Genomic DNA, 26,500 nt, shown 5'->3' with positions numbered 1-26,500 from the left:
CTGAAGCCTCGTGGGTCACATTGTCTGCCGCTTCATCGGGCGGCACAAGCGCGGGTCACCGCTTGATCAGGGGAGACTTCAGGCCGCCGCTGTTCTTGTCCGACTCGTCGAAGAAGTCCTCCCGGAGGATGTCCCTGGGGAAGAGACGACGACCCATCATCGTCTTCAGGGCCGCATCGACCATCGGCGGGGGGCCGCACAGGTAGCCGCGGCACCCCCCGAGGCGGGCGTGGTCCTCCTCGATGACCTCGGTCACGAGGCCGTAGGCGTAGCCGTCCGGGTCCTCCCCGTCCGCGGACACCTGCTCGGCGGTCTCCTCGGACAGGCAGGGCCGGTAGGTGAACTGGTCCTCATGCTCCTCCTCGAGGGCCCGGAAGGCGGCGACGTCGTAGAGGTGGGCCCGGGTCCGGCCACCGGCGTAGAGGGTGATCTCGCCCTCGTACTCACCCGCCTCGAGGGCGTGGCGCACCATCGACTTCAGCGGGGCGACACCGGTCCCGCCGCCGACGAGGATGGCGTGCTTGTCGTCGGTCGTCTTGAGGACGAACCGGCCGTAGGGGCCGGAGAGACGCACCTGGTCCCCTTCGGCCAGTCCGGCGAAGACCCACCCGTCGGTGCCGCGCCCGCCGGGCACGTTGCGGATGTGGAACTCCAGCCGGGTCGCCTCCCCGGGCGGGGAGGCGATCGACCAGGTGCGGTCCACCTCCTCGAGGCCCTCCCCGTCCTTCTCCGTCGCCGGGACGGTGAACTTCATGTACTGCCCGGCGTTGAAGCCGATCTCCCGGTCCAGCTCGACGACGAGACGCTTGGTGTCCTGCGCGATGTCCTCCAGGAGCGCCACCGTGCCGGTGAAGTCCTGGACCGGGTGGACCTCCATGTCCTCGTCCACGTCGAGGTCGGCCTCGATCGTGACGTCCGACTGCGGCTTCGCGCAGCAGGCGAGGATCTTGTCGTCGTCCCGCTCGAAGTCCATGAGCGCGAAGCTGCTCGCCTCGCCGAGGTCGACATCGCCCTCGAGCTTGTCCAGCTTGCAGGTCGCGCAGGTGCCGTGGGTGCAGCTGTGCGGCAGCCAGACCCCCGCGCGCAGACAGGCTTCGAGGATGGTCTGGTCCTCGTCGCACTCGACCTCGCGGCCGACCGGCTCGACGGTGACGGTGTACGTGCTCATGGTGATACTCCTGGCGGGGCGAAGGGGGCGGGTCAGGCGGCCACGCGGGTGCGGATGACGTCCTTGTGCCGGACACCGAGCTCGGTCAGCGTCTGGTCGTCGCGCGGCTCGAAGACCTCACCGTGGAGGGTCCAGGCCCGCGGCGCGGACGGGTCGTGGTCCGGATCCCCCTCGATGAAGGGCCGGAACACCTGGTCGCGGAAGTCCGCCCAGGTCATCGCCCGCGGCGCGCGGAACATCACCGGCGAGCAGAACCACATCGTGTCCTCGACGAGGACGGTGACCAGCTGGTCCTCGCCGTAGTTCTCCTGCGCGGAGCGGGAGGGGAACGTGTAGTCGCCAAGGCTCTTGACAGCCATGTCAGGCACCTGCCTTCGTCTCGTTGCTCGGGGCGGCGGTGTCGGCAGCGGCCTCGCCCTGCCACGCCACCCAGTTCTCGTGGTCACGGGACCCGAGGTACTCCCCGGAGTCGCCGTCCTGCAGGCCGTACCAGTCCAGGACCTCGGGCACGCTCGGTCCGCCGCAGTTGCCGGCGAGGATCTGGTGCACCGGCAGCCACGCCTGGACGTACTTCTCCGGCTCGCGCTCGAAGATCCACTGGCACCCGTTGGAGCAGGTGTGGAAGAGCTCCCCCTGGTACTCGGACTCGCGCTGGCAGAAGGTGGTCGGGTCACCGGGCTCGGTGAAGAGCATCGGCACCTGGCAGACCTGGCACAGCTGCGGCAGACCCGTGGCGAAGTGCCGGCCACCGTTCTCGAGGTTCTTGGCCTCCTTGTCCCACAGCGGCTTGTAGTACTTCTCGAAGGTGTCCGGGTAGGACTCGGCGAGCCACTTCTGGTGCTCCTCGTTCGGCATGCTCGTGGTGAAGCTGGCTGCGAAGGAGTACTGGTAGAAGGTCCAGTACACCTGGTGGGAGAGCAGCTCCTTCTCCGCGATGGCGTCCTCGACGTGGCGCGGCGGCTTGATGCCGTAGAAGGCGAGGTCCTCGAAGAGGCCGCCGAGCATCTGCTCCTCGAAGTAGAGCTCGAAGGACTCCTTCCAGCTCATCACCTTGCGCGGGAGCATGTAGTCCAGCATCTGCGCGACGAGGGCCGTGACGCGGTAGGAGCGCCAGAACCACTTGTCGATCCAGCCCTGGACGATCTCGACGTTGTCCTCGTCCTGCTCGAGGAGGAACTTGATCGCCTCGAGGCCCAGGGTCATGTGCCGGGACTCGTCCGACTGCGCGGAGAAGCCGAAGGTCATCGTGGGCAGGTCGCCGTTGAAGGACGAGCCGGACATGAAGGGCACGAAGAGCAGGTTGGTCAGCAGGTACTCGAAGGAGAACCCGACCGCGATGAGGAACTCGAACGGCCCTGCCGAGGCCGCGTCCTCGAAGAAGCTCTTGGGCACCGAGAGGTACCAGACCCGGTCGAACTCCTCGGGCCAGTTGTGCATGCCCGAGTACAGCTTGTTGTAGTTGCTCAGCGTGTGGATCTCGGTCTGCATGTGCCGGATCTCGTCGATCGACTGGCACAGCGCGGCGAACCGCGGGCCGGGCCCGGCGAAGTGGCGCGCGAGGTAGGCGAAGTGGCGGTGGGCCGCGTACTCCAGCGGCGTCACGCCCTGGAGGAAGATCTTCATCGCGTTCAGGTAGCTGGCGTCGGTCAGGCTCAGGTGCCCCTGGCCCTGCGCGAAGCCGTCCAGGACGGCGTAGAGCCGCTTGTCCTTCTCCGCCTGGTACTTGCAGTAGGCGTCGATCGTCAGTCGGAAGGGGTCCTCCCAGGCCGCCCAGTCGTGGATCTTGATGCCCTCGTAGTCCAGGTGGGGGAACATCTCGTCCTTGTCGACGTAGCTCGGCTCCCAGTCCAGGCCTCGCGTGAGCGCCTCGTACCGGGCCTTCATCGACAGCTTCTTGGTCTTCTTGGTCTTCTTCTCGGGTGCGAGAGTCATGTCTGTCTCCTGTGGTGGTCGTGGTCCCTGAGGTGCGAGCTTGCGAAGCAAGCGAGCCTCGAAGGGTGGTCAGTGGTCCCAGGCGATGACGATCTCGTCGTCGTCCCACTCCTGGATGTTCCCGAAGTAGGAGACGATCGACATCTGGAACTCGTGGGTCTCCCACTCGCGGCCGAGCTTCTCCTCGACCGTCTCCTGCTGGATGGTGATCTGGCCGGGCGCGGTGATCCGCACCAGTCCCGGGGTGTGCCCGATGCTGCAGTTCGGGTTGTCCTGCTCGATCGCCTCGATGATCGGCCGGTTGTCCTCGGACTCCTGGAGGATCACTCCGACGTCACGCGTGCTCTTCTCGGTCTGCTCGGTCATGGCGCTACCTTCCTCAGGCCCCTGCGGGGGCGGGGGCGTACACGGACTTCAGCTCCTCGGCCCGGGCGGTGACCCGGTCCACGGCGCCGGCGTCGATGAGCTCGTCGACCCGCTCGGCGAAGGGGGTCACCGCACCGAGTGCCGCCCGGACGGCCGCCGCGCCGTGCTCCTCGAGGAGGCCGGCGTTGGTCTCGGCCAGCTCCTCGTCCTCACGCCAGGCCTTGTAGAGCGCGTCGATCCACTTGCGGTTGTCGAGGAACCACTCGGACAGGTGCTGCGAGACCAGGGAGTAGGCGGGTGCGCCGAGGGTGACGGCCATGTCGTCCAGGTGGCTCCAGAGCAGGTCGTAGAGCAGCTGGTCGGTGGCGTCGAGCCGGATGAGGGCGATGCCCCAGTCCTTCTCGCAGATGGTCTCCTCACTGAGCTTGCGCAGCCCCTGCAGTGAGGCGTCCTCCAGCCAGTGGTCCTTGGCGGCGTCGAGCAGCGAGGTGGTCTGCTCGCCGAGGGCGATCCCGACCCGGCTGAGCACCTGGGCGTTGCCGACGCGGTCGAAGGCCGAGTAGGCGGCCGCCTGGGTGACGGTGGAGCCGTAGGCGAAACGAGCCATCCCGCACAGGGTCAGCTGGCCACCGCTCTCGTAGTGGCGCAGCGGCAGCACGAGCTCGGCCACGACGTCGCGCCACTCCCGGGGGAGTCGCCCGAGCAGGCCCCGCTGCTCGATGTAGGCCAGGCTCGTGGCGAAGGCCTCGTGCAGGGTGGACCGATTCGTCACGTACGGCGCGTAGTAGTACTGGCGCGGGTCGAGGTAGGAGTACGGGTCGGTGAGCTTGAAGACGCTGTAGTCCTCGTCGTAGAGCTCGTGCTCCGGGTCCCATGTCGGGCGGTAGTGGAAGTGCTCGCGCGGCTGGACGCCGACGCTGCCCTCCAGGTAGCGGGAGGCCGGCTTGTCGCCGTACCGGTTGCTCAGGTGGGTGAAGGTCGAGCGCTGCGGCTCGATCACCTGGGTCTTGAGTTCGTACTGCACGGGAGGATCTCCTGTCGTTCGGTCGGCGAAGGGGGTCTAGTTGCCGGACGTCGTCGGCTCGGGGGCGTCGACGCCGGCCTCCATGAGGCGGACCAGCAGGTCGGGGAGGGCGTCGGGGCCCTCGAGCTCCCGGCTCTCCTCGTCCTCGAAGAAGCTCCCGACGAGTCGCCCGAAGGCCCGACCGTCCTCGAAGGTGGTCGAGCAGCGGGCACCCTGCTCCTTGTAGGTCACGGTGAAGGCGAGCTCGTGGGGGAGCGGCTCGTCCACGAGGTCCAGGTGCGCCCGGGAGGCGCCGAGGACGGCATTGGCCTCGCAGACGTACTGCTCGGCCAGGGAGCGCAGCGCCACGTGACGGTCGGCTCCGGTCCCGGTGGCCACGCGCCGGCTGATCCGGGTGTCGGGCACCGTCGTGCCGCGTGGTGCCACCTGCGGCACGTCGTCCTGCTCGGGCGTGCCGACGAACTCGGCCACCCGCGTCATGAAGGGCGTCATCGCGTCTCTCCTCGATCGCTCGGGAGGCCGGCCGTGCCCACCACCCCGATGTGATGTGAATGACCAGCAACGTAGGACGGGCCCAGGAGAGCCACTATCCGTTGGACGAAGCGCCTGTCCGCTGAGCGCACCGAGGCCGTGCGGCGTGGTGCGTTCCTTGCTGCGGAACGGCGATCCCTCCGGGGAGGAGGCACGGGCACCGTGGTGAGCACGCATGAGTGCAGAGAGGAGTGCAATGAGGCACCTTCTTGAGTCCCGCCCCGCGTTCGATGACTGGGAGGGGTTGCACGACGCCCTGTCCGACGCGTACTTCCCGCATGCGCTGAGCCCCCGGTCCACTCCCGATGCGGCCGCGGAATCCGGCCTCGAGGTGGTCGACCTGGGTGCCTGCCGGCTCGCCCACATCAGGTTCGGCGCCACGGTCGGGATCGACTCCGAGCACCCCGGCGCGACAGCGGTGAACATCCCCCTGGCGGGTCACCTGCCCTCCCGCATCGGCAACCGGACCTTCGACGCCGGTCCCGGGCAGGCGACCGCCTTCCCGGCCGACACCCCGGCCCACATGCCGGCATGGACCCCCGAGCTGGACGTCCTCGGGCTGCGCATCGAGGTCGATCAGCTGCGCCGCGAGAGCGAGCGGGTCTTCGCCCGCAAGGGCGTGGGGCTACCGACCGAGATCGACCTGCGCACCCCCGCCGGTGAGGCGTGGTTCCGGATGGCGCGCACGACCTTCGACAACGCCAGGGAGTGCGGCGGGCTGCTCTACCAGGACCCCTCGGTGGCCGCCTCCGTGGCCAGCATGCTCGTCACCGGGCTGCTGCTGGCAGCCGTGCCCGAGGAGCCCTCCTGCGAGGACGCGCTGCGTCCCCGTCCGGTCCACCGGGTCATCGAGGCCATCGAGGCCGACCCGGCCCGTGCCTGGTCACCGGCCGACCTCGCCGAGGTCGCCGGGGTCAGCGTGCGCCGGCTGCAGCAGGCCTTCCGGGAGCACCTGGGGGCCACCCCCTTCGGCTATCTGCACGACGTGCGGCTGGAACGCATCCACGAGGACCTTCTCGAAGGCCGGGGGGCGAGCGTCACCGACATCGCCCTCGGGTGGGGCGTCTCCCACCTGGGTCGCTTCTCGGCGGCCTACCGCGCGAAGTACGGGCAGCTCCCGAGCCACACCCTGACCCGGAGCGCCTGAGGTCGTCTCAGCCGGCCACCGCGGCGGCGCCGGCGGCGGCGACCCGCGTGTCCTCCTCGGCCGAGCCCCCGGAGGCACCGACCGCGCCGACGAGCTCGCCGTCGACCCGGACCGGCACGCCGCCACCGAAGGCGGCGATCCCCGGTCGGTTGGCGATGCCGCGGATCACCGCGTCCTCGGCGGACAGCTTGGTGTAGAGGTCGGCCGTGGGGGCGCCTCCGAAGCCGACGGTGGTGCGGGCCTTGTCGATCGCGATCGGCCCCGAGTGGGCGAAGGCGCCGTCCATCCGCGCGAAGGCGAGCAGCGCCCCACCCGGGTCGAGCACCGCGATGTTCATCGCGAGCCCCTCGGACCCCGCGTACTCCAGGGCAGCGTCGAGTGCCGCCCTGGCCCCTGCGAGGGTCAGGACGGCACTGCTGCGGACGTGCTCCATCAGGTCAGCACCGTGGTGAAGTTCTCGTTGAGCTCACGGTCGTGGTAGAAGATCCCCTTCCCGAGCTGGTCGACCGTCCACACGTTGGTGGGCCGGTCGGGGAAGGCGAGGTAGCCACCGGAGAAGACCTCGTTGCGGTTGCCGCTCGGGTCGAAGAAGTAGACCGTCTGCCCCCGGGTGATGCCGTGACGGGTCGGGCCGATGTCGATCGGCACGTCGTCCATCGTCATCAGGTCGGCCGCCCGGCCCACGGAGTACCACTCGTCGAGCCGGAAGGCGAAGTGGTGCAGCTTGCCCTGCGGGCCGCCGATGACGGCCAGCTGGTGGATCTGGTTGTTCGAGGTCATCCAGGTCCCGACGCACTCGTGGTCGTCCTCGAGACTGGTCTGGACCCGCTCGGTGGCGTAGAAGCCGAAGACGTCCTGGAGCATCTTCTCCATCGTGCCCACGTCCTCGGTGGTGATCAGCGAGTGGTCCAGGGCCGGCACACCGACCCCGACGAGGTGGCGGGGGAAGGCCTCGGGGTTGTGCGTGCCCACCTCGGTGCCGATGGAGGTCGCGTGGTGGTACACCTCGAAGACGTGCTCGCTGGGGGTGATGAAGCGGATCCCGTCGCCGATCTCGGGGTTCTCCCCCTTCGACATCCGCTCGACGGTCAGACCGAAGGCCTTCGCCTTGTTCTCGACGTCCTCGATATCCGCCTCGTGCTCGACCTTCCAGCCGTACTTCACGACGCCGACGCCGCCCTCCTCGAGGACGACGGAGTGGTGGTCCCACTCGTCCCATCCCTTGTAGAAGACCCGCTCGTTGCCCTCCGGAGAGGTGTCGGTGAGGGTCTCGTACAGACCCATCGTCGAGGCGTAGTGGTTCTTCGCCTCGGTCATGTCGGTGACACGCACGTGCGCGTACCCCAGTCGCATGATGCCCATGTCTACAACTCCTTCGGTGCAGTGCTGCCGGCCTCGGCGCGCTCACGCGCCTTGTCGTTGATCTGGCGCAGCAACGGGTTGATGAGTCGAAGCGAGCTGTCCCGCATCCGGATCGTGACGTCCTGATCGGGCACGGCACGACAGCTGAGACACGTGCCGTCGGAGAGCTCCTCCGGGGTGATGACGCTGTCCGCGACCGGACGGTTGTGGGTGATCGATCCCTCGGTAACATCGATCTTGCAGACGCCGCAGCCGCCGCGACGACAGCCCACCGTGTACGCGAAGCCGGCCTTGTACAGGCCGGAGAGGATCGTCTCCCCGTCCTCGACGTGGATCCTCTCCCCGTTGCTCGCCACGGTGATGATGGCCATCCTGACTGACTCCCTTGCCGTCCACGGGCGTCACACCCGTTGATGGCTCCACTGTCTCCCACGTGGCAGGGCCCACAGCCGTGGCGTTCCCGCCCGCGGAACGGCTACCCGTTGTTGCGCCGCTCCTTGGTCCGGATCAGCTCCAGGGCGATGACCGCGCCGATCGTGCCGAGCTTCTCCGGGGTGGGTACCTGCGGCACGAAGCCCAGGACGTAGCTGTCCCGCCCCGTGAGCATGTCCGCGAGCCCGGGCCAGGACCGGCTGCACGTCGCCGCGCGCCCGCCGGGACCCACCACCTCGAACTCGCCGTCGAAGATCGATCCCGTGAGCCGCAGCTGGGGGCCGGTGGTCAGCTCGATGCGCAGCGACTTCTTGAAGAAGGTGAACTCCTTGACCACCTTGGCGACGAGGGTGCCCTGCCAGTCCTGGACCTCGAAGGTGTCGAGACCGAAGTCCGGCGGGTCGACCACCCGGATGAGCAGTCGTTCGTCGGCGTCGACGACGGCCAGCTGACGGCTGCCCATGAAGAAGCGCTGCATCCCACCGCCCTCGGTGACGATGCGCCCGACCGGCCGGCCCGTGAGGTCGTGGATGCCGAAGTCGTTGGACATGAAGGTGCTGACCTGGTCCAGCACGATCGTGTCGGTCTCGAGGATCCCCATGGCCTAACCGTACGTGTCGCGCGGCCCCCGCCCGTCGCTCGTGCGCCGCGGCCCCCGCGACCAGGAAGGGGCGCTCGGGCCGTGGACGCGCAGCTCGCTGACGACCTCCGGGCCGACCGCGGTCTCGATCGCACCGAGCAGGGTGCTCGTGAGCAACCGGATCTGCGTGGCCCACGCGGTGGAGTCGGCGCGGACCGAGAGGATGCCGTCCTCGAAGCTGACCGGCTGGCAGTGCTCGGCGACCTCCCGGCCGACGATCTCATCCCACCGGCCCATGACGGAGCCGGCGGCGACGTCGACCTGCCACCCGCGGTCCCCGACGAGGCGCTGGACCTGGTCGCCGATGGTCTGCGGGTCCCGGCCGCCCCCCTTCGTCCGGGGCTCGCGGTGGATCCGACGCCGGGAGCGGGGGCGCATCCCCGGACGCAGCCCCTTCTCCGCGGCCTGGGCGCGGGCCCGGGCGAGCGCGGAACGGGCGGCCTCGACCACCCCTGCCTCGAGGCCCCCCGACGCGCCGGACACCGGCCCGCCGACCTCGCCGGCCTCCTCGGGAGTGTCGCCGGACGTCTCGTCGCGGCCCTGGGCGTCCCCCTTCGCACTCACGCCGGCGCCACCTCACCGAGGGTGACGACGAAGCGTGCGCCGGCGAGGGACTCGGGGACGTCGTCGGGGACGGCCGCGGTGATCAGGACCTGCTCGCAGTCCGCGATGAGGGTCGCCAGGCGCTCGCGGCGGCCGGAGTCCAGCTCGGCGAAGACGTCGTCGAGCACGAGCACCGGGTCATCGCCCAGGTCCCTGCGCAGCAGCTGGTAGGCGGCCAGCCGCAGACCGAGCGCGAAGGACCACGACTCGCCGTGGCTGGCATATCCCTTCGCCGGCATCGGACCGAGACCGAGGACGAGGTCGTCGCGGTGCGGTCCCACGAGGTTCACCCCCCGCTCGATCTCCTGGTCGCGGACCCGGGCGAGGGACTCGCGGACCATCGTCTGCAGCGCCTCGACCTCCGGCACCTCACCCGCGGCGATGGCCTCCGCCGCCTCCTCGTGCAGCGAGGAGCGGTAGACCGCCGTCGCCTCCGACTGGTTGGCGCTCACCTCACGGTAGGCCTCCTGCAGCAGCGGCGTCAGGTCCCGCAGCAGCCGCAGCCGCGCGTAGAGCAGCTGGCTGCCGACGGTGGCCAGGTGCTCGTCCCAGACGTCGAGGGTGCGCACCGCGTCCGCGGTCGCCTCCGCCGGGTCCACCCCGTCCGGGAGCGAAGGGGACCGGCGTCGCCGTCCCCTCCCGGACCCCAGGAGCGCGGAGGCAGACTTCAGCAGTGCCCCCCGCTGACGCAGGATCTTCTCGTAGTCCGACCGGACCCCGGCCCACCGCGGCTGGCGCTGGACGAGCAGGTCGTCGAGGAAGCGCCGACGCCCCCCGGGGTCCCCCTTGACGAGGGCCAGGTCCTCGGGTGCGAAGAGCACGGTGCGCAGCGTGCCCAGCACGTCGCGGGTGCGGGGGAGAGGGGAGCGGTTCAGCTTCGCCCGGTTGGCCTGGCCGGGCGTGATCTCCAGCTCGACGAGCGTCTCGCGCTCGTCGCGGACGACGGCCGCGCGCACGATCGCCCGGTCGGTGCCGAAGCGCACCAGCGGCTGGTCGGTCGCGACCCGGTGGCTGGAGAGGGAGGCGACGTAGCCGATCGCCTCGACGAGGTTGGTCTTGCCCTGGCCGTTGAGGCCGATGAGGGTGGTCGCCCCCGGCTCCAGCGGCAGATCGGCCGTCTGGTAACTGCGGAAGTCACCGATGCTCAGGTGCCGAACGTGCACGGCGGCCCTCAGGGTCGAGGCGGCTGCGGGCCGTCGAACCCGACGAGGAGGCCGAAGACGCAGGCGAAGATGCTGACGAGGACGACGCAGAAGAGGACCGGCCCCCAGATCCGCAGGTGGATGGGGAACATCGCCGGCCGGTCGCCCACGGGGGCGATGAACACGTCCGGCTCCTCCGGGTGGACGTGCACCCGCACCTCCATCCCGGTGCGGTCCGGCAGCGAGGACTCCACCAGGGCCGGCTGGGCCCGGCGCGTCCGACCGTCGCGGGCGGTGTACTCGATGGTCTCGACCCGCTTCCGGAAATGACGCCTGTCGACCGGGGTGGGGTCGGCTCCCGGGGTGTCCATGCCACCGCTGCTGATGTAGAAGGGGGACTCCACGATCCCGGAGCCGATGACCCGTCCGGTCACCGGAGGGGTCTGCACGAGCAGGTTCGCCAGGGACTGGGCGCGAAGGCTGCGGACGATGCCGTAGGCGAGTCCGATGACGACGACCAGACCGAGGATGGCCGCCACGAGGATCATGGCCGGCACGTCAGGTGGTCCCCTTCGCCGCCTCGTCCCGCAGCTCCTCGCCCTCCGCGACGGTCATGACCTGGTGTCCGCCGAACTGGCCGCGCAGCGCTGCGACCGCCTGCATGGCGGAGCTGGCCTGCTGCCGGGAGGCGAAGCGGGCGAAGAGGGCCGCGGAGATGACCGGCATCGGGACCGCGTGCTCGACCGCCTCCTGCACCGTCCACCGGCCCTCGCCGGAGTCGGCGGTGTAGTCGCTGACGTCCTCGAGCGTCGGGTTCTCCTCGAGGGCCGCCACGAGGAGGTCCAGCAGCCAGGAGCGCACGACGGTCCCGCGGCTCCAGGCCTTGAAGGCGCCGGGCACGTCGGTGACGATGTCCTTCTTCTCGAGCAGCTCGTAGCCCTCGGCATAGGCCTGCATCAGCCCGTACTCGATACCGTTGTGGACCATCTTCGCGTAGTGCCCGGCGCCGACCTCGCCGGCGTGGACGAAACCCTCCTCCCGCGGGCCCTCGGGTCGCAGCGCGTCGAAGATCGGCATCGCCTTCGCGACGTCCTCGCTCGATCCCCCGCACATGAGGCCGTAGCCGTTCTCCAGGCCCCAGATGCCGCCGGAGACGCCGCAGTCGACGAAGCCGATGCCGCGCGAGCCGAGCTCCTCGGCGTGCGGCTGGTCGTCGGAGAAGCGGGAGTTGCCGCCGTCGATGACCAGGTCGCCGGGGGAGAGGCGCTCCCCGAGGTCGTCGATGACCGACTGGGTGACCTCACCGGCCGGCACCATGACCCACACGACGCGCGGGGCCTCGAGGGCGTCGACGAGCCCCTGGACGCTCTCGACGTCCGCGACCTCGGGGTTGGTGTCGTAGCCGATGACCTCGTGGCCGGCGCGGCGGATGCGCTCGCGCATGTTGCCGCCCATCTTCCCGAGACCGATGAGTCCGAGCTGCATGGGTACTTCCTTCTTCCGGTGACGAAGGGGGTCTCAGCCGGCCAACCGGACCGGCTGCAGGACGTAGCGATAGGTGGTGTCCAGCTCGCCGTCCCGCTCCTCCTGCCCGGTGATCATCGCGGGCTTGAGCGGTGCGGTGAAGGAGAGCCGGGTGAAGGTGGTTCCGAGGACCCCGAGCCCGTCGAGCAGGTAACCGGGGTTGAAGGCGACCTCGATCTCCGGGCCGTCGACGGCTGCCTCGACGGCCTCCGAGGCCTGGGCGTCGTCGCCGGTCCCGGCCTCGATCGTCAGCTGGTCGGGCGTGAAGCGCAGCCGCACCGGGGTGTTGCGCTCGGTGACGAGGGCGACACGCTTGACCGCCTCGATGAGCATCTCGGTGTCGACGACCGCGTCGGTCTCGCTGTTCGTGGGGAAGATCTTGGCGACCTTCGGGTACTCCCCGTCCAGGACCCGGCTCGTGGAGTGGCGCTGACCCGCCTCGAAGCCGACCAGGCCCGAGCCGCCGGCGGCCTGCCCGAGGGAGATGTCGATGGAGCCGGCCGCGCCGAGGGACTTGGCCGTCTCCGCGAGCGTGCGTGCGGGGATCAGCGCCACGTGGCTCGCGTCGGCGGCGTTGGGGCTCCAGGTCAGCTCCCGCATGGCCAGCCGGTAGCGGTCGGTCGCGAGGAGCGTGACCTTCTCGCCCTCGACCTCGACCCGCACGCCGGTGAGGATCGGGAGGGTGTCGCCCCGGTCGGCAGCGATCTGCACCTGCTGCACGGCCTGGGTGAAGAGGGTGCCGTCCACCGAGCCGCTCGGCTCGGGGGAGCTGGGCAGGGTGGGGTACTCGTCGGCCGGCATCTGCAGCAGCGCGAAGCGGGAGCTGCCGCAGGTGACCTGGACTTTCGAGCCCTCCACGGCCACGTCGACCGGCTTGGCGGGCAGGTTGCGTGAGATGTCCGCGAGCAGGCGGCCGAGGACGAGGACCGTGCCCGCCTCGGCGACCTCCGCCGCGACGGTGATCCGGGCCGAGACCTCGTAGTCGAAGGTCGAGAGGGTGATCGTCCCGTCATCCCCTGCCTCGAGGAGGACGCCCGCGAGGACGGGGACCGGGGGACGGTTCGGGAGGCCACGGGCCACCCAGGTGACGGCCTCGGCCAGCACATCGCGCTCGACGCGGAACTTCACGACAGACCTACCTTCGCTGCGCCTCGGGTGCGCTGAATGACATCGATGCACGCGTCGAGACGCGTGGATCACCGACATTACGCGGTCGGAGCGCTTGGGGGGAACTTGGTGGCCGTCCTCGGGTGCTCGAGGTGGTCCGTGGGGTCTTGGTCCACAGCTCGTGGGCCAGCCATGCGTGGGGGAGGATTCATGTGGTTCTAGGTCCCGTAGCAGTCACAGGGACTGGGGACAGTGTGGACAACCCCGTGCGAGCCGCGTGTCCCGGGCGTCGGGACCTGGGGAGAACCCGTGGACGTCCGTGCACATCGTCGCGGCCGGCTGTGTGGTTCGGGTCGTCCTCACCAGGGCGTCGCCTCCGTGCACAGGTCGTGCACACGATTCTCCGCAGGCTCCTGTGGTTGACTCACGCGAAACCGAGGGTGACCGGAGGAAACGGGCGGTGATGTGGGGAGGAACGGTGGATGACACGCCCCCTTCGCGCGCTGAGCTGTGGACGAGCCCGGGCGTGTCCCCCGGAATGTCGCGATCCGGGGATACCCACAACTTTGTCCACAAGCTGTGGAGGATGGGGACGGCGAGGCGTCCGGGGGAGCCGGCCGGGAGGTCACGGGAGCGTCGCGTCTTGCGCACAGGTGGGGAGAACCCTGTGGACAACTGGGGATGCCGAATTCTCCGGATGTCTTGCCTCAGTGCAAGACACTCGGATATTCGGGCAGCGAGGCGCGGCCGGTCAGCCGGCCTGCTGCTTGATGCGGTTGGTCAGCTCGGTGACCTGGTTGTAGATGGCGCGTCGTTCGCCCATGAGCTCACGAATCTTGCGTTCGGCGTGCATGACCGTCGTGTGGTCCCGGCCACCGAACTGCTGGCCGATCTTCGGCAGCGAGAGGTCGGTCAGCTCGCGACACAGGTACATCGCGATCTGCCGTGCCGTCACGAGCAGCCGGGTGCGCGAGGCCCCCTGCAGGTCCTCGATGGTCAGGCCGAAGTAGTCAGCCGTCTGCGCCATGATCGAGGCGCTGCTGATCTCGCTGGACTGCTCGTTGGGCATGAGGTCCTTGAGCACGATCTGGGCCAGGCCCATGTCGACCGGTTGCCGGTTCAGGCTGGAGAAGGCGGTGACACGGATGAGGGCGCCCTCGAGCTCACGGATGTTGGTGCTGATCCGGCTGGCGATGAACTCCAGCACGTCGGCCGGCACGGAGAGCTTCTCCTGGATCGCCTTCTTGCGCAGGATCGCGATCCGGGTCTCCAGGTCCGGTGGCTGGACGTCGGTGAGCAGGCCCCACTCGAAGCGCGAACGCATCCGCTCCTCGAAGCCGGAGAGCAGCTTCGGCGGGACGTCGGAGGTGATGACCACCTGCTTGTTCGCGTTGTGCAGCGTGTTGAAGGTGTGGAAGAACTCCTCCTGGGTCTGCATCTTGCCCTGGAGGAACTGGATGTCGTCGATGAGCAGCACGTCGACGTCGCGGTACCGGCGCTGGAAGTTGGCCGCCTTGTCGTCGCGGATGCTGTTGATGAAGTCGTTGGTGAACTCCTCGGAGTTCACGTACCGCACCTTCACGTGCGGATAGAGGCTGCGGCTGTAGTGACCGATCGCGTGCAGCAGGTGGGTCTTGCCCAGCCCGGACTCGCCGTAGATGAAGAGCGGGTTGTAGGCCTTCGCGGGCGCCTCGGCGACCGCGACGGCGGCGGCATTGGCGAAGCGGTTGCTCGAGCCGATGACGAAGGTGTCGAAGGTGTACTTCGGGTTCAGCCGGGTCAGCTCGACCTGCTCCGGCTCCGGCCGGCGGCGCGCCGCGGGAGTGGGGGTCGGCGGCTCCGGGTCCTCGTCGACGAGGCCGTCGTCGCGCTCCTCGACCGGCAGCGTGGAGGAGAGACCGCGCGGCTCGGGTGCCGGCTCCGGGGCCGGGTCAGTGTCCACCCCGCGGGTCGCCGGGGCCGAGTCCTCCTCTGCCAGATCGGTGTCGACGGTCACGGCGAGGCGGATCTCCCGGCCGAGCTGGTCGGAGAGGGCCTGGGTGACCGGCATGCGCAACCGCTGCTCGACGAAGTTCTTCGAGAAGTCGTCGGGGACGGCGATCACCGCGGTGTCATCGAGCAGACCCACGAGGCGGGCCAGGCTGAGGAAGGCCCTGCGGGTGACGGGAACGCCGTCGGCGTCGAGGGTTTCGAGAGTGGTGCGCCACACCTCATCGAAGTCCACCTCGGCCTCCGCCACGTACGCACTCCTTCGCTCGTCGCGGCTCGCCGGCCGTGGGTCCAATGACGTCGCCCGGGATCCACAAAGTTGTCCACAGACTGTGGGTATCCACCGGTGTCAACGTGATGAGGTGCGACGCTAACAACAGAACCGAAGACGTGGCAACTGGCGGGTACACAATTCCGTCGGCGTCCGGCGTGTCGTGCACGTCCGGACGCCGCGTCGGTGGCAGGGTCGGTCGGTTCCCGTCGGCCCGCTCTCGCGGGAGGGTGGTTTGCTCCCGGAGTGCGCCCTCGCGTACCTTGTGATGAGGTCACTCGGCCGCTTTCGCATGCCCATGTCGGTCCGGCACGTCCGGAGGCTCGCTGTGGGCTTCCGATTGCGGCCGATTCCGGCCGTCGTCATGCCCAGGGTCCGTGGGACCCACCGACCAACGGAGTCTGCAATGAGCAAGCGCACCTACCAGCCGAACAACCGCCGTCGGGCCAAGAACCACGGCTTCCGCCTGCGCATGCGCACCCGCGCCGGCCGTTCCATCCTGGCCAACCGCCGCGCCAAGGGCCGCGCGAAGCTCTCCGCCTGAGCGGTTCGCGGTGTTGCCCGCGCGGCACCGGATGACGGAGCGCGCGGACTTCGCGGCGACCATCCGTGGCCGCGGCACGGCCCGCCACGGCAGCAGGCTCCTCGTGGTCCACACCCGGTCGGCGGACCCGTCCCGGACCGACGCGTGGGCGCAGCATCCGCCACGCGTCGGTCTCGTCGTGTCCAAGGCCGTGGGCAATGCGGTGACCCGGACCCGGGTCAAGCGCCGGCTGCGGGCCCAGATGTCAGCGCTCGTCGATGGCTTGCCTGCGGGGACCGACGTCGTCATCCGGGCCAATCCGGCCTCGGCCACGGCCACCTCAGCGGAACTGGGCGCTGCCCTGCGCCGTTGTCTGCGGCAGGTGCTCGTGAAGGAGGGCGCGTGAAGATTCTGGCGATGCCCTTGATCTGGCTCGTCCGGGCCTACCAGGTGCTCATCTCGCCGCTCCTGCCGCAGAGCTGCCGGTACTACCCCAGCTGTTCCGCCTACGGGGTGACGGCGCTGCAGCGCTTCGGCCTCGTCCGGGGCGGCTACCTGACCGTGCACCGCCTGCTGCGGTGCCACCCCTGGTGCGCCGGGGGCATCGACCACGTGCCGACGACCTGGGCCGAGAGGGGCTCGCCCGAGCTGGCGAAGCCACAACTGGCCGAGGTGCCCGCGCACGACCACGGCGCCACGGGCGTCACCGACCGAAGGACGTTCACCGAGTGAGCTTCAGCGACATCATCTATCCCTTCGAGTGGCTCGTCGCCTGGATCATGTATCTGTGGCACGAGGGGCTGACCATGATCGGCCTCCCGGCCAACAACGGATGGACCTGGGCCCTGGCCATCGTGGGCCTGGTCGTCATCATGCGCGCCGCGCTGATCCCCCTCTTCGTCAAGCAGATCCATGCATCGCGCAAGATGCAGCTCATCCAGCCCGAGATGCAGAAGATCCAGGCGAAGTACAAGGGCAAGACCGACCCGGACTCCAAGCAGAAGATGACCGAGGAGACGATGGCGCTCTACAAGGAGAGCGGCACCAATCCGTTCTCCTCGTGCCTGCCGATCCTCGCGCAGTCACCCTTCTTCTTCGGCCTCTTCCGGGTGCTGAACTCCTTGGACGAGATCGGTTCCGGCAAGGCCGACGCCATCGGTCCGATCACCCAGGCGGTCGCCCGGCACGCCGAGTCCTCCTCGATCCTGGGGGCGCAGCTCTCCGACCAGTTCATGGGCTCGGAGACCGTCACGGTCAAGATCGTCACCGCCGTGCTCATCGTGCTGATGTCGCTGACGACCTTCACGACGCAGCACCAGCTGATGCGCAAGAACATGCCGGCGTCCGCGCTGGAGGGGCCCTTCGCCCAGCAGCAGAAGATGATGCTCTTCCTGTTCCCGATCATGTTTGCCGTCTCCGGTGTCTTCTTCCCGATCGGTGTGCTCATCTACTGGTTCACGACGAACCTGTGGACGATGCTGCAGCAGTTCTACGTCATCCGCCGCATGCCGGCGCCCGGGTCCGCGGCGGAGAAGGCCATGCACGAGCGTCGGCGCAAGGCGGGCCGTCCCGTCGACACCTTCGAGCAGGAGCGGGAGCTCGAGCACGACGAGGAGATGCAGGACGAGCTGCGTGAGCGGGGCGTCATCTCCGGTCAGCGCAAGCAGCCGGTCTCCAAGAAGCGCGCGAAGAAGAAGTCCAAGTAGCCGGGGAGGGCCCAGGGCCCGCCGGAGACGTCCAGAACCTGTGTGGAACGAATGGGTCGACGACCCGCATGAGGAGAAGCCATGAGTGAAAGCATGACGGCCGGCACGGGCTCGGAGGAGCCCGTGGAGAACGCCACCAAGACCGCCGAGAAGCGGTCCGGCCGGAGGGCGGCTCTGGAGCGCGAAGGGGAGGTGGCCGCCGACTTCCTGGAGACGCTGCTGGACATCGCTGACCTGGACGGGGACATCGACCTGGACATCGACGGCGACCGGGCCGCAGTGGCCATCGTGGATTCGGACGAAGGGCGCGTGCCGCGCCGCCTGGTCGGGCAGGACGCGAAGGTGCTCGAGGCCCTGCAGGAGCTGACGCGGCTCGCCGTGCAGTCCGCCACCGGCGACCGGAGCCGGCTGATGCTCGACGTCGCGGGGCACCGTGCTGCACGTCGGACGGCCCTCGTCGAGATCGCGGCGGATGCCATCGCCCGGGTGCGGGAGTCCGGTGCGGCCGAGGAGCTGGAGGCGATGACCGCCTTCGAGCGCAAGGTCGTCCACGACGAGGTCCTCGCCGCAGGTCTGGTTTCGGACTCCTCCGGTCAGGAGCCGAACCGGTACGTCGTCGTGCACCCGGCCGATGAGTCCGGCGCCGACACGGACCGTGCGGCGTCCTCGGCCTCGGAACAGAGCCAGGACTGATCGAGCGATGGCGTTTCACGTGAAACAGCTGGCCCATGACGGCTGAGCCGCCCATGGCACCGGAAGGCGCTCACCGACTCTTCGGTGAGCGCCTTCCGCGTGCGGAAACGTTCGCCGCGATCCTTGCGGACACGGGTGTCAGTCACGGCCTCATCGGGCCCCGGGAGGTGGACATCCTCTGGGAGCGACACATCCTCAACTGCGCCGTCATCGAGGACTCCTTCCCGACCGGGTCGCGGGTCATCGACGTCGGGGCCGGCGCCGGGCTCCCCGGCTTGGCCCTGGCCATCGCCCGACCGGACCTCGAGCTGCACCTCGTCGAACCGATGCTCCGGCGTACCGAGTGGCTGACCGAGGCCATCGCCGATCTCGGACTGGCCAACGCCAGTGTGCATCGTGGTCGCGCCGAGGAAGTCCACGGCAACCTGTCGGCGCCGTGGGTCACGGCCCGAGCGGTCGCCCGGATCGACAAGCTGGCGCGGTGGTGCTTCCCCCTCCTTGATCCTGAGGGGACCCTCGTCGCCATCAAGGGTCGGTCGGCGCCCGAGGAGCTGGCCAAGGCGGAGAAGGTCCTGCGGAGGCTGGGCATGGTCCGGGCTCGCGTCACCGAGCACGGGGTCGGCGTGGTATCGGAGCCGACCCGGACGCTCGACTGTCGGGTCACGTGACCCGAACCAGGTTGGCTGTGGACGCGCTGGCGAGTCGTCGGCCGTCGACGACCAGCGTGGGTTGCGGGGTTTCACGTGAAACGGAGACTGCGTCGGTTTCACGTGAAACCCATGACTCGTCCACAGGCCCCTGGCACCCCAGTCCGCGGCCCGACACGAGAGCGAACCGCGGCACATCGCACTACGGTGACCCCGCACAGGCGACTGGCCCCACGTACTCACAGGCGTTGTCCACCGAGACCTGTGGACAAAAATTGCCCGCCAGCGAAGGCCGGAATGCCCGATGGGCACTGCGCCGCGTTGCACGTGAAATCACCCCATCCCGGTTTGGCGAGTCGGCCCCCGGTGGGGTTGGATGGATTGGCTCGCACACGAGGAGGCACACGACCGGTGAGCACCCCCACACGAGATGTCGTCAGCGGCATCGGCTGGCCCGCGGTGGACGGACCGGGTCACAGCGCACCCATCGGTTGGTTCGGTGTCCCCGCGACCGTTCCCGACGCAGACGTGGAGCACGAATCGGCCACCGGCCAGGAATCCACAACGGCGGACCAGCCTGACGATGAAGACGACGGAGGATCGAGCGCGATGCAGTCCGAGCAGGCGCGAGGAGCGGGCGCTCCCCCAGCAGAGCAGGCAGCCACGAGTACCCCGGATCGCGGCGGAAGCGCCGCGGAGGCAGCGCCGAGGACGGCAGGACCTGCGGTGACGGTCCGATCCACGGGACGTGATTCCTCAGCCGCAGACCGCCCGGCGCCGCCCCGACCCCGGGAGACCCGAGTCCTCACGGTCTCGAACCAGAAGGGGGGCGTCGGCAAGACCACGACGGCGGTGAACCTCGCCGCGGCGCTGGCGGACCAGGGACTGCGCGTGCTGCTCATCGACACCGATCCACAGGGCAATGCGAGCACCGCCCTCAACGTCGACCACCGCGCGGAGATGCCGAGCATCTACGACGTGCTCGTCGACGGCACACCCATCGCCGACGTCGTCCAGCCCTGCCCGGACGTGGCACACCTGTGGTGCGTGCCGGCGACGATCGACCTGGCCGGCGCGGAGATCGAGCTGGTCTCCCTCGTGGCCCGGGAGAGCCGCATGGCGCGGGCACTCGAGGCGTGGCAGGTGGCGCGCAACGAGGCCGGGGAGGAGCGCATCGACTACGTCATCATCGACTGCCCCCCGAGCCTCGGTCTGCTGACGGTCAACGCCTTCGTGGCGGCGCAGGAGGTGCTCATCCCGATCCAGTGCGAGTACTACGCACTCGAGGGACTGAGTCAGCTGCTGAGCAACATCGACCTCATCCGCACCCACCTGAACCCCCGGCTGCACGTGTCCACGATCCTGCTGACGATGTACGACGGGCGCACGAGACTGTCCGCGCAGGTGGCCGACGAGGTGCGCACGCACTTCCCGGAGCAGGTCCTGCAGACCACGGTCCCCCGATCGGTGCGAGTCTCCGAGGCACCCAGCTTCGGCCAGACCGTCATCACCTATGACCCGCAGAGCACCGGTGCCCGGTGTTACCAGGACGCGGCGGCCGAGATCGCCCGCCGCGCAGTCCCGCTGGAGGAAGACTCATGAGTGAGAAGCGACGCGGCCTGGGCCGCGGACTCGGTGCCCTCATCCCCGACTCGGGTGCCTCCGCCGGAATGCGCGCCGAGCGGCCCGTCGACGTGTGGTTCCGGGAACGGGAGGAGTCGGAGCCGGTCCCGAACACCGCGGCGGGCAAGGTGGCGGGCGATGCCGCGTCCGCGACACCTCCCACCGTCGGGGGCGCCGGGGTCTCCGACGAGGGCAGCGAACGGACGTCCCCTCCCGCGGCGAGCGACACGACCGACGAAGGGGGCGACGCTCCAGGTGGCGTCGAGGAGTCGTGGCCGACGGCCGCCGAGCAGGCTCCAGCGCCCGCAGCGGAAGCAGTGGGCGAGGAGGCAGCGGGTGAGGAGCTCGCACCGGTTCCCGGAGCGAGCTTCGCCGAGGTGCCCCTCGATGCCATCCGACCGAACCCCAAGCAGCCGCGAGGGGTCTTCGACGAGGACGCGATGGCCGAGCTCGCCCATTCGATCTCCGAGATCGGCGTGCTCCAGCCGGTCGTCGTGCGGCGGGTCGCGCCGAGTGACGGGGTCGAGTACGAGCTCATCATGGGTGAGCGGCGCTGGCGGGCCAGCCGCGAGGCGGGCCGTGACACCGTCCCGGCGATCATCAAGGACACCGACGAGGACGACCTCCTGCGGGATGCGCTGCTGGAGAACCTGCACCGCACCGACCTGAACCCCCTGGAGGAGGCCGCGGCCTACCAGCAGCTGCTGGACGACTTCGGGTGCAGCCAGGCCGAGCTCTCCGGGCGCATCGGACGCAGCAGGCCGCAGATCTCGAACATGCTCCGGCTGCTTCGCCTCCCCCCGATGGTGGCCCGCCGCGTGGCTGCCGGCGTCCTGAGCGCCGGCCATGCCCGGGCCCTCCTGGGGCTCGAGGACGCAGCCCAGATGGAGCGCCTCGCCCAGCGCATCGTGGCCGAGGGGCTCTCGGTGCGCAGCGTCGAGGAGATCGTCACCCTCGGCATGGAGCCGGAGGCCCAGAAGGGCACGTCACCCCGCAGTGCCCGGGAGCGTGACCCCCAGCTGGACGAGCTCGCGGGTCGCATCAGTGACCGGCTCGACACCCGCGTCAAGATCGACCTGGGCAAGCGCAAGGGCAAGATGACGATCGAGTTCGCCTCCCGCGAGGACCTTCACCGGGTGCTCGGGCAGCTCGGCGTGGACCACGCCGAGGACTGACTGCCACCGCGCGGGGCAGGGCGAGCGCATGCGAAAGGCGCCGCGGCCCGGACCTCATGGTCTCGGGCGCGGCGCCTCTCGACGTCTTGTCAGGGCGAATTTACTTCTGCCCCAACGGGATTCAGCTGACGAACTGCTCCAGGTCCTTGACCAGCTGCGGCTTCGGCTTGGCGCCCACGATCGTCTTGACGACCTCGCCGCCCTGGAAGACGTGCATGGTCGGGATCGAGGTGATGCCGTACTTGGCGGTGATCTGCGGGTTCGCGTCGGTGTCGAGCTTGACGATCTTCAGTTTGCCCTCGTACTGGCCCGAGAGCTCCTCGAGGATCGGGGCGACCTGGCGGCACGGGCCGCACCAGGTGGCCCAGAAGTCCACGAGCACGGGGGTGTCGCTAGCGAGCACGTCCTGCTCGAAGGTGGCGTCGGAGGTGGGGGTGGTAGCCATGTCAGTGGTCCTTTCGGTGGGGTGTTCGATGCTCAGCGGGCGCCGACGGTGTCGACGACCGGGTCCTCCTGGGGGGTCTGCGCCTGCTCCGGCGCGGGAGCCCCGGCCTCGTCGCGGGCGGCGAGCCAGCGCTCGGCGTCCAGTGCGGCGGAGCAGCCGGAGCCAGCCGCCGTGATGGCCTGGCGGTAGGTGTGGTCCACGAGGTCTCCGCTGGCGAAGACGCCCGGCACGTTCGTCCGGGTGGAGCGGCCCTCGACGAGCACGTATCCCTCTGCGTCGAGGTCGACGACGCCCTTGATGAGCTCGTTGCGCGGGTCGTGACCGATGGCCACGAACAGGCCGGTCGCCGCGATCTCGCGGATCTCCCCGGTGACGGTGTCCCGCAGGGTCAGTCCGGTCACCTTCTCGTCCCCGTGGATGTCGACGACCTCGGAGTTCCAGGCGAAGGAGATCTTCGGGTTCGCATGGGCGCGCTCGGCCATGATCTTGCTGGCCCGCAGCTCGTCCCGGCGGTGCACGATCGTCACGGACCGGGCGAACTTCGTCAGGAAGGTGGCCTCCTCGACGGCGGAGTCCCCGCCCCCGACGACGACGATGTCCTGCTCCCGGAAGAAGAAGCCGTCACACGTGGCGCACCAGCTCACGCCGTGGCCGGAGAGGCGCTTTTCGCCCTCCAGCCCGAGCTCCCGGTAGGCCGAGCCCATCGCGAGGATCACGGAATGACCGCGGTGGGTACGCCCTTCGCCGTCCGTGACGCCCTTGACCTCGCCCTCGAGCTGGACGTCGACGACGTCGTCCGTGATGATCTCGGCGCCGAAGCGCTCCGCCTGGGCCCGCATGTTCAGCATGAGGTCCGGACCCATGATGCCCTCGGGGAAACCGGGGAAGTTCTCCACGTCGGTGGTGTTCATCAGCGCGCCACCGGAGGTGACGGACCCCTCGATGAGCAGCGGGGCGAGGTTGGCTCGGGCCGCGTAGACCGCCGCGGTGTAGCCCGCGGGGCCGGAGCCGATGATGATGACGTTGTGGATGTCTGTGCTGGTGCTGGCGTCGGCCACGAAACGCTTCCTCGGGTCGGTGGAGGGCAGGAGCCCGGCTTGCTGGGAGTTCCAACGCAATCCTAGGCCCGGCTGTTCCCGGGGCCGACGTCGCGGCTCAGCCGGTGGAGACCTCGCTCGGACCGGACCAGATGGGCTCGCAGCCGGTCGTCACAGCGAAGGCCTTCGCCTCACCGTCCGGAGGGAGCTCGGCGACGATGGCCACGCCCCGCCTGCCGTCGAAGGTGGCGATGTCGAGGGCGACCGGGACGAGCTCGGGGCTGCCGAGGCGGCTGAGGCAGTCCCTGGCGCCCGCGGCGGTGTCCATGGTGCCCACGAGCTCCTCGCCGGGCGTGCCGTTCAGGCCACTCGGTCCCTTCAGCAGCGGTGCGGCCTGATCGCCGAAGTCGCTCTGGGTGTAGTCGGTCCCGCTGCGCGTGATGACGAAGGCGGGGACGTTCTTGGTGTTGCTCGTCGAGGCGGTCGTGGTCACCGAGGGCTGCGGTGAGCTGCCCGCGCCCTTCCCGGCGTCCTCGCCACCACCGAGCACGCCGATCAGGAGGCTGCCCACGGCGGCAACCCCGACGAGACCTGCCGCACCGAGCAGGACCACCCGGCCCATACCCCGGCGGTCCGGCTCGTCCTCGAGCAGGCTCTCGTCGCCGGCCTCCCAGAAGCCGTCCTCGCCCTCGGAGTCCTCGCGCGCCACCTGCTCCTCGTCGAGGCTGGTCCGGATGCGCTGGACCAGGTCCTCGGGCATCGGTCCGGTCTCGCGCAGGCCGGCGAGCAGGCGCGAGATACCGGTGGGGTCCTCGTCCTTGCTCATCCTCGGCCTCCCTTCGGCTGGTGGTCGCCTCCAGTGTCAGACGCAGGAGCCGGCCCGGAGGTTCCCGCGTCGTCGGCCCCGGCATCGCGCAGGGCACGTGCCAGGGTCTGACGACCGAGGGCGCAGCGGGACTCGATCGTCCCCGCGGGCACGTGCAGGACGTGGGCCGCCTCGTCGGTGGGCAGCTCGTGCATGTCGGTGAGCACGAGCGGCAGGCGCTGCTCCTCCGGCAGTCGGCGCAGCTCCTCGTGCAGCAGCAGCGTGGGCTCGAGAATGCGTCCGCCGCGGCCCGCGGGCCGGCCGACCGGCTCGGCCTCCTCCGTGCCTCGCGCCACCCGGGCGCAGGCCTGGACCACGAGCCGCAGCAGCCAGGTGCCCACGGCGGTCTCTCCGGTCCAGGCCTCGCTGCGGCGGAAGGCCGTGACGAGTCCCTCCCGGACGCCCTCGGCGGCCACCTCGTGGTCGCCGCTCACGCCCACGCCCACGGACCAGAGCCGGTCCCGGTGACGCAGGAAGAGCTCGTTGAAGGCATCGGGGTCACCTGCCACGTGCCGACGGACCAGGACGTGGTCCTCGGCCTCCTCGAGGGGCGGCTGCTGCGTCACGTCCTCACCGCACCGTGATCTCGGAGAGGGATGCACGGTAGCGACCCTCGTCGTCGGGGGCGAGGCTGGTGAACCACACGGTGACGTAGCGGCCTTGGATCGCGTCGTCGCTGTCGATGGTCACCTCGCCGCTCTCGTTGCTGAAGCTGCCGAGCTCGCCCTGCTCGTGGGTGGGGCCGTCGGCGACGTAGACATTGCCGTCCAGCGACTCCGGCAGGTCCAGGGTGACCGAGCTGACGTCCTGGGTCTGGCCGAGGTCGACGGTCACGCCGGCACCGGACTTCAGGACGAAGCTGGAGGACTCGTAGCCCTCCGTCTGCCACATGGTGTCGGGGTCGCCGTCGTAGACCAACGGCGCCTCGGCGTTGTGCTCCACGGTGTCGCCGTCCGGGTCGTAGCCGACCGCGCCGAGGATGGCGAAGGGCTCGTGGCCGTCCTCGGACGAGTCCTTCTTGTCGGAGTCGCCGTCCCCGGACGAGGAGGAGCTCGGCGTGCTGGCAGCGACGGGATCGCCACCGGCGAGGATCTTGCCGAGCTGGCTGCCGTCACCGATCTTGGTCACCCCGAAGGCCCCGCCCACACAAGCGACGAGCACGATGCAGACCATGAGGAGCATGACGAGGTTGGACTGGCTGCGGCTCGGCGAGGCGCCGGCGTCCGTGGGCAGCAGCGGGGCGGGGGCCTCCAGCTCCGCCGAGACCGGGGCGGCCCCGAGGGAGCTGCGGGTGCGTTGGTCGGCCCGGATGGCCTCGCGGCGCAGCCGGGCGTCGATGATCCGTTGCCGTGAGCGTTCCTGGGCGGTCTTGGCCGCCTTGCCGAGCCGGTCCCCGACGACGGTGCCGGCGGTTCCCACGGCGCCGGCCGCGGCGGCGGCAGCGGCAGCGGTCCGGCGGCGGGCCTCGTGGCTGTCCTCGTCCCGCGACTTCTCGCTCGCGGAATCGCCACGGTGGATCGGGATCTCGCTGGTCTCGGGCTCCTCGGAGGTGCTCCCGGCGGCGGAACCGGTGGCTGCGTCGCCACCCCGCGTCGCGCCCGCACCGGCGGCAGCACCGGCCCCGGCAGCGGCGCCGGTCGCGCCCCGACCGGCGTCCTTGTCGGCACCCGTCCCTCGGGCGCCGTCGGCCCGCTTCGAGGTGGACTCGCCGGCCCCCCCGGTGGTGCGGACGGCACCGGTCAGCGGGATCCGGGACCAGGGGGCGATCTGGGCGGCGTAGTCGCCCGGGGACTCGGGACCCTGGTCCTCGACGAGGGTCTCCCGGCAGATCGTGTCCAGGTCGCCGGGGACACCGACGACACCCCGGGACGGAGGAGGGACCTCGCCCCCTTCGCGCGGGGTGGCCGGCAGCGAGGTGGTGCCCTCGAGAGGCCAGGTGGCGGTCAGGCCGGCGTAGGCGAGGGCGACGATGGCCCGGGCGTCCTCACGGTCCGCCTCCTCGCCCTCGGTCTCGATCCCGGCGAGGGCCGCCGTGGTCGCGAGACCCCGGACCTTGATCCGGCCGTCCGGGGTGATGAGCACGTGCTCGGGGCTCAGGCCGAGGTGGTGCAGTCCGCGGGCGCGGGCCCCCTCGACGCCGGTGGCGATCTCGCCGGTGATCCGGCGGACCTCCTCGGCGGGGAGGGCGTCGGTGCCGATGACCTCGCCGAGCGTGCGCGAGCCGCTCACCCCGTCCTCGGCGATGAAGGAGTAGTCACTGCCGTCGCTGCCGACGTCGAGGATGCGCACCAGCTGGGGCGCCTCCACATTGGCCGCCCGCCGCGCGGCGTCGAGTGCGGCGTCCGTCTCCTCGGCGTCGATGGGCATGACGAGCAGGGAGACGTCCCTCTCGAGCGTGGAGTCACGGGCGGTCCAGCGCTCGCCGCCGCGGATCTCCTCGATCCGTGCCTCGAGCGTGTATCGGCCGAGCTCCGTCCCCGGGTTCACCCCGTGCACGTGGCCCCTCTCGTCGATGTGGGTCTGCGGCGACATGCTACGTGCCGACGGC

30 protein-coding genes are annotated in these 26,500 nt (G+C 69.9%); 9 read left to right on the top strand and 21 right to left on the bottom strand.

Translation table 11 applies throughout. From position 1 onward, the window contains the following. Positions 1 to 55 precede the first annotated feature (55 nt). The 6 genes from JCO01S_RS00535 to JCO01S_RS00510 all read right to left on the bottom strand — a co-directional run bounded on the left by JCO01S_RS00535 (position 56) and on the right by JCO01S_RS00510 (position 4,982). A complete protein-coding gene (locus tag JCO01S_RS00535) occupies positions 56 to 1,168 on the bottom strand; it encodes an NADH:ubiquinone reductase (Na(+)-transporting) subunit F (RefSeq protein WP_068249376.1) in 1,113 nt (370 codons plus the stop codon). 32 nt (positions 1,169 to 1,200) lie between these two features. Then, on the bottom strand, positions 1,201 to 1,527 hold the full coding sequence (locus JCO01S_RS00530; protein WP_068249374.1) for a phenol hydroxylase subunit P4: 327 nt from the start codon (positions 1,525 to 1,527) through the stop codon (positions 1,201 to 1,203). A gap of 1 nt (position 1,528) precedes the next feature. After that, positions 1,529 to 3,100: a YHS domain-containing protein gene (locus JCO01S_RS00525; protein WP_068249373.1), complete on the bottom strand. Its 1,572-nt coding sequence runs from the start codon at positions 3,098 to 3,100 to the stop codon at positions 1,529 to 1,531. 69 nt (positions 3,101 to 3,169) lie between these two features. Continuing rightward, entirely contained in the window at positions 3,170 to 3,466 is a 297-nt protein-coding gene (locus JCO01S_RS00520) for an MmoB/DmpM family protein (protein WP_068249371.1), read from the bottom strand. 13 nt (positions 3,467 to 3,479) lie between these two features. Then, the gene (locus JCO01S_RS00515) at positions 3,480 to 4,490 is read right to left on the bottom strand and encodes a ferritin family protein (RefSeq protein ID WP_084342515.1); all 1,011 of its coding nucleotides are present in this window, start codon (positions 4,488 to 4,490) and stop codon (positions 3,480 to 3,482) included. Between the two features lie 36 nt (positions 4,491 to 4,526). Then, positions 4,527 to 4,982 (bottom strand): hypothetical protein, encoded by a 456-nt coding sequence (locus tag JCO01S_RS00510; RefSeq protein ID WP_068249369.1) that lies wholly within the window; start codon positions 4,980 to 4,982, stop codon positions 4,527 to 4,529. Positions 4,983 to 5,217: 235 nt separating this feature from the next. Between JCO01S_RS00510 and JCO01S_RS00505 the strand changes: the two genes are divergently transcribed. Beyond that, entirely contained in the window at positions 5,218 to 6,168 is a 951-nt protein-coding gene (locus tag JCO01S_RS00505) for an AraC family transcriptional regulator (protein WP_068249367.1), read from the top strand. Positions 6,169 to 6,175: 7 nt separating this feature from the next. Here the strand turns inward: JCO01S_RS00505 and JCO01S_RS00500 are convergent, their stop codons facing one another. The 10 genes from JCO01S_RS00500 to dnaA form a co-directional block, all read right to left on the bottom strand. Further along, positions 6,176 to 6,601 carry a GlcG/HbpS family heme-binding protein gene (locus tag JCO01S_RS00500; protein ID WP_068249365.1) on the bottom strand — a complete coding sequence of 142 codons (426 nt, stop codon included), beginning with the start codon at positions 6,599 to 6,601 and terminating at the stop codon, positions 6,176 to 6,178. Further along, on the bottom strand, positions 6,601 to 7,530 hold the full coding sequence (locus JCO01S_RS00495; protein ID WP_068249363.1) for a catechol 2,3-dioxygenase: 930 nt from the start codon (positions 7,528 to 7,530) through the stop codon (positions 6,601 to 6,603). The genes JCO01S_RS00500 and JCO01S_RS00495 overlap by 1 nt, the downstream gene beginning before the upstream one ends. Positions 7,531 to 7,532: 2 nt before the next feature. Continuing rightward, the gene (locus tag JCO01S_RS00490) at positions 7,533 to 7,901 is read right to left on the bottom strand and encodes a 2Fe-2S iron-sulfur cluster-binding protein (RefSeq protein WP_068249361.1); all 369 of its coding nucleotides are present in this window, start codon (positions 7,899 to 7,901) and stop codon (positions 7,533 to 7,535) included. Between the two features lie 104 nt (positions 7,902 to 8,005). Beyond that, positions 8,006 to 8,563 (bottom strand): LURP-one-related/scramblase family protein, encoded by a 558-nt coding sequence (locus tag JCO01S_RS00485; RefSeq protein ID WP_068249359.1) that lies wholly within the window; start codon positions 8,561 to 8,563, stop codon positions 8,006 to 8,008. Between the two features lie 3 nt (positions 8,564 to 8,566). Next, a complete protein-coding gene (locus JCO01S_RS00480) occupies positions 8,567 to 9,166 on the bottom strand; it encodes a DciA family protein (RefSeq protein ID WP_439645682.1) in 600 nt (199 codons plus the stop codon). Continuing rightward, complete coding sequence (recF, locus tag JCO01S_RS00475) at positions 9,163 to 10,368, bottom strand: DNA replication/repair protein RecF (RefSeq protein WP_068249357.1); 1,206 nt, start codon at positions 10,366 to 10,368, stop codon at positions 9,163 to 9,165. The genes JCO01S_RS00480 and recF overlap by 4 nt, the downstream gene beginning before the upstream one ends. A gap of 8 nt (positions 10,369 to 10,376) precedes the next feature. Beyond that, positions 10,377 to 10,904, bottom strand: a complete 528-nt coding sequence (locus JCO01S_RS00470; RefSeq protein ID WP_068249355.1) for a DUF3592 domain-containing protein — start codon at positions 10,902 to 10,904, stop codon at positions 10,377 to 10,379. A gap of 1 nt (position 10,905) precedes the next feature. Beyond that, a complete protein-coding gene (gene gnd, locus JCO01S_RS00465) occupies positions 10,906 to 11,832 on the bottom strand; it encodes a phosphogluconate dehydrogenase (NAD(+)-dependent, decarboxylating) (RefSeq protein WP_068249353.1) in 927 nt (308 codons plus the stop codon). A 33-nt stretch (positions 11,833 to 11,865) separates the two neighbouring features. Further along, complete coding sequence (dnaN, locus tag JCO01S_RS00460; RefSeq protein ID WP_068249351.1) at positions 11,866 to 12,999, bottom strand: DNA polymerase III subunit beta; 1,134 nt, start codon at positions 12,997 to 12,999, stop codon at positions 11,866 to 11,868. 730 nt (positions 13,000 to 13,729) lie between these two features. Continuing rightward, on the bottom strand, positions 13,730 to 15,217 hold the full coding sequence (gene dnaA, locus JCO01S_RS00455) for a chromosomal replication initiator protein DnaA (protein ID WP_068249349.1): 1,488 nt from the start codon (positions 15,215 to 15,217) through the stop codon (positions 13,730 to 13,732). A gap of 427 nt (positions 15,218 to 15,644) precedes the next feature. Between dnaA and rpmH the strand changes: the two genes are divergently transcribed. The 8 genes from rpmH (at position 15,645) to JCO01S_RS00415 (ending at position 21,605) form a co-directional block, all read left to right on the top strand. Further along, the gene (rpmH, locus tag JCO01S_RS00450) at positions 15,645 to 15,782 is read left to right on the top strand and encodes a 50S ribosomal protein L34 (protein ID WP_068249347.1); all 138 of its coding nucleotides are present in this window, start codon (positions 15,645 to 15,647) and stop codon (positions 15,780 to 15,782) included. A gap of 31 nt (positions 15,783 to 15,813) precedes the next feature. Further along, the gene (rnpA, locus tag JCO01S_RS00445) at positions 15,814 to 16,167 is read left to right on the top strand and encodes a ribonuclease P protein component (RefSeq protein ID WP_439645681.1); all 354 of its coding nucleotides are present in this window, start codon (positions 15,814 to 15,816) and stop codon (positions 16,165 to 16,167) included. Next, the gene (gene yidD / locus JCO01S_RS00440; RefSeq protein WP_369407274.1) at positions 16,164 to 16,493 is read left to right on the top strand and encodes a membrane protein insertion efficiency factor YidD; all 330 of its coding nucleotides are present in this window, start codon (positions 16,164 to 16,166) and stop codon (positions 16,491 to 16,493) included. The genes rnpA and yidD overlap by 4 nt, the downstream gene beginning before the upstream one ends. Then, positions 16,490 to 17,467, top strand: coding sequence for a membrane protein insertase YidC (yidC, locus tag JCO01S_RS00435; protein ID WP_068249343.1), 978 nt, complete (start codon positions 16,490 to 16,492; stop codon positions 17,465 to 17,467). Before yidD ends, yidC begins: the two co-directional genes overlap by 4 nt. Before the next feature lie 81 nt (positions 17,468 to 17,548). Continuing rightward, on the top strand, positions 17,549 to 18,160 hold the full coding sequence (locus JCO01S_RS00430) for a Jag family protein (RefSeq protein ID WP_068249341.1): 612 nt from the start codon (positions 17,549 to 17,551) through the stop codon (positions 18,158 to 18,160). A gap of 35 nt (positions 18,161 to 18,195) precedes the next feature. Then, positions 18,196 to 18,828 (top strand): 16S rRNA (guanine(527)-N(7))-methyltransferase RsmG, encoded by a 633-nt coding sequence (gene rsmG / locus JCO01S_RS00425; RefSeq protein ID WP_068249339.1) that lies wholly within the window; start codon positions 18,196 to 18,198, stop codon positions 18,826 to 18,828. A 588-nt stretch (positions 18,829 to 19,416) separates the two neighbouring features. Beyond that, positions 19,417 to 20,409, top strand: coding sequence for a ParA family protein (locus JCO01S_RS00420; RefSeq protein ID WP_084342513.1), 993 nt, complete (start codon positions 19,417 to 19,419; stop codon positions 20,407 to 20,409). Further along, the gene (locus tag JCO01S_RS00415) at positions 20,406 to 21,605 is read left to right on the top strand and encodes a ParB/RepB/Spo0J family partition protein (RefSeq protein WP_068249335.1); all 1,200 of its coding nucleotides are present in this window, start codon (positions 20,406 to 20,408) and stop codon (positions 21,603 to 21,605) included. Before JCO01S_RS00420 ends, JCO01S_RS00415 begins: the two co-directional genes overlap by 4 nt. A gap of 121 nt (positions 21,606 to 21,726) precedes the next feature. On the opposite strand, the gene trxA is transcribed toward JCO01S_RS00415, so the two are convergent. The 5 genes from trxA to JCO01S_RS00390 form a co-directional block, all read right to left on the bottom strand. Next, positions 21,727 to 22,050, bottom strand: coding sequence for a thioredoxin (trxA, locus tag JCO01S_RS00410; RefSeq protein ID WP_068249334.1), 324 nt, complete (start codon positions 22,048 to 22,050; stop codon positions 21,727 to 21,729). Between the two features lie 32 nt (positions 22,051 to 22,082). Then, the gene (gene trxB / locus JCO01S_RS00405) at positions 22,083 to 23,108 is read right to left on the bottom strand and encodes a thioredoxin-disulfide reductase (protein ID WP_068249331.1); all 1,026 of its coding nucleotides are present in this window, start codon (positions 23,106 to 23,108) and stop codon (positions 22,083 to 22,085) included. A gap of 97 nt (positions 23,109 to 23,205) precedes the next feature. Then, positions 23,206 to 23,913: an RsmA family anti-sigma factor gene (locus JCO01S_RS00400; RefSeq protein WP_068249330.1), complete on the bottom strand. Its 708-nt coding sequence runs from the start codon at positions 23,911 to 23,913 to the stop codon at positions 23,206 to 23,208. Further along, positions 23,910 to 24,518, bottom strand: coding sequence for a sigma factor-like helix-turn-helix DNA-binding protein (locus tag JCO01S_RS00395; RefSeq protein ID WP_068249328.1), 609 nt, complete (start codon positions 24,516 to 24,518; stop codon positions 23,910 to 23,912). Before JCO01S_RS00395 ends, JCO01S_RS00400 begins: the two co-directional genes overlap by 4 nt. Positions 24,519 to 24,522: 4 nt before the next feature. Next, complete coding sequence (locus JCO01S_RS00390) at positions 24,523 to 26,484, bottom strand: hypothetical protein (protein ID WP_068249326.1); 1,962 nt, start codon at positions 26,482 to 26,484, stop codon at positions 24,523 to 24,525. Positions 26,485 to 26,500 lie beyond the last annotated feature (16 nt).

It is taken from the genome of Janibacter corallicola NBRC 107790 (assembly GCF_001570965.1).
Lineage (GTDB): Bacteria > Actinomycetota > Actinomycetes > Actinomycetales > Dermatophilaceae > Janibacter > Janibacter corallicola.
This window is presented reverse-complemented; position numbering and strand designations above follow the sequence as displayed.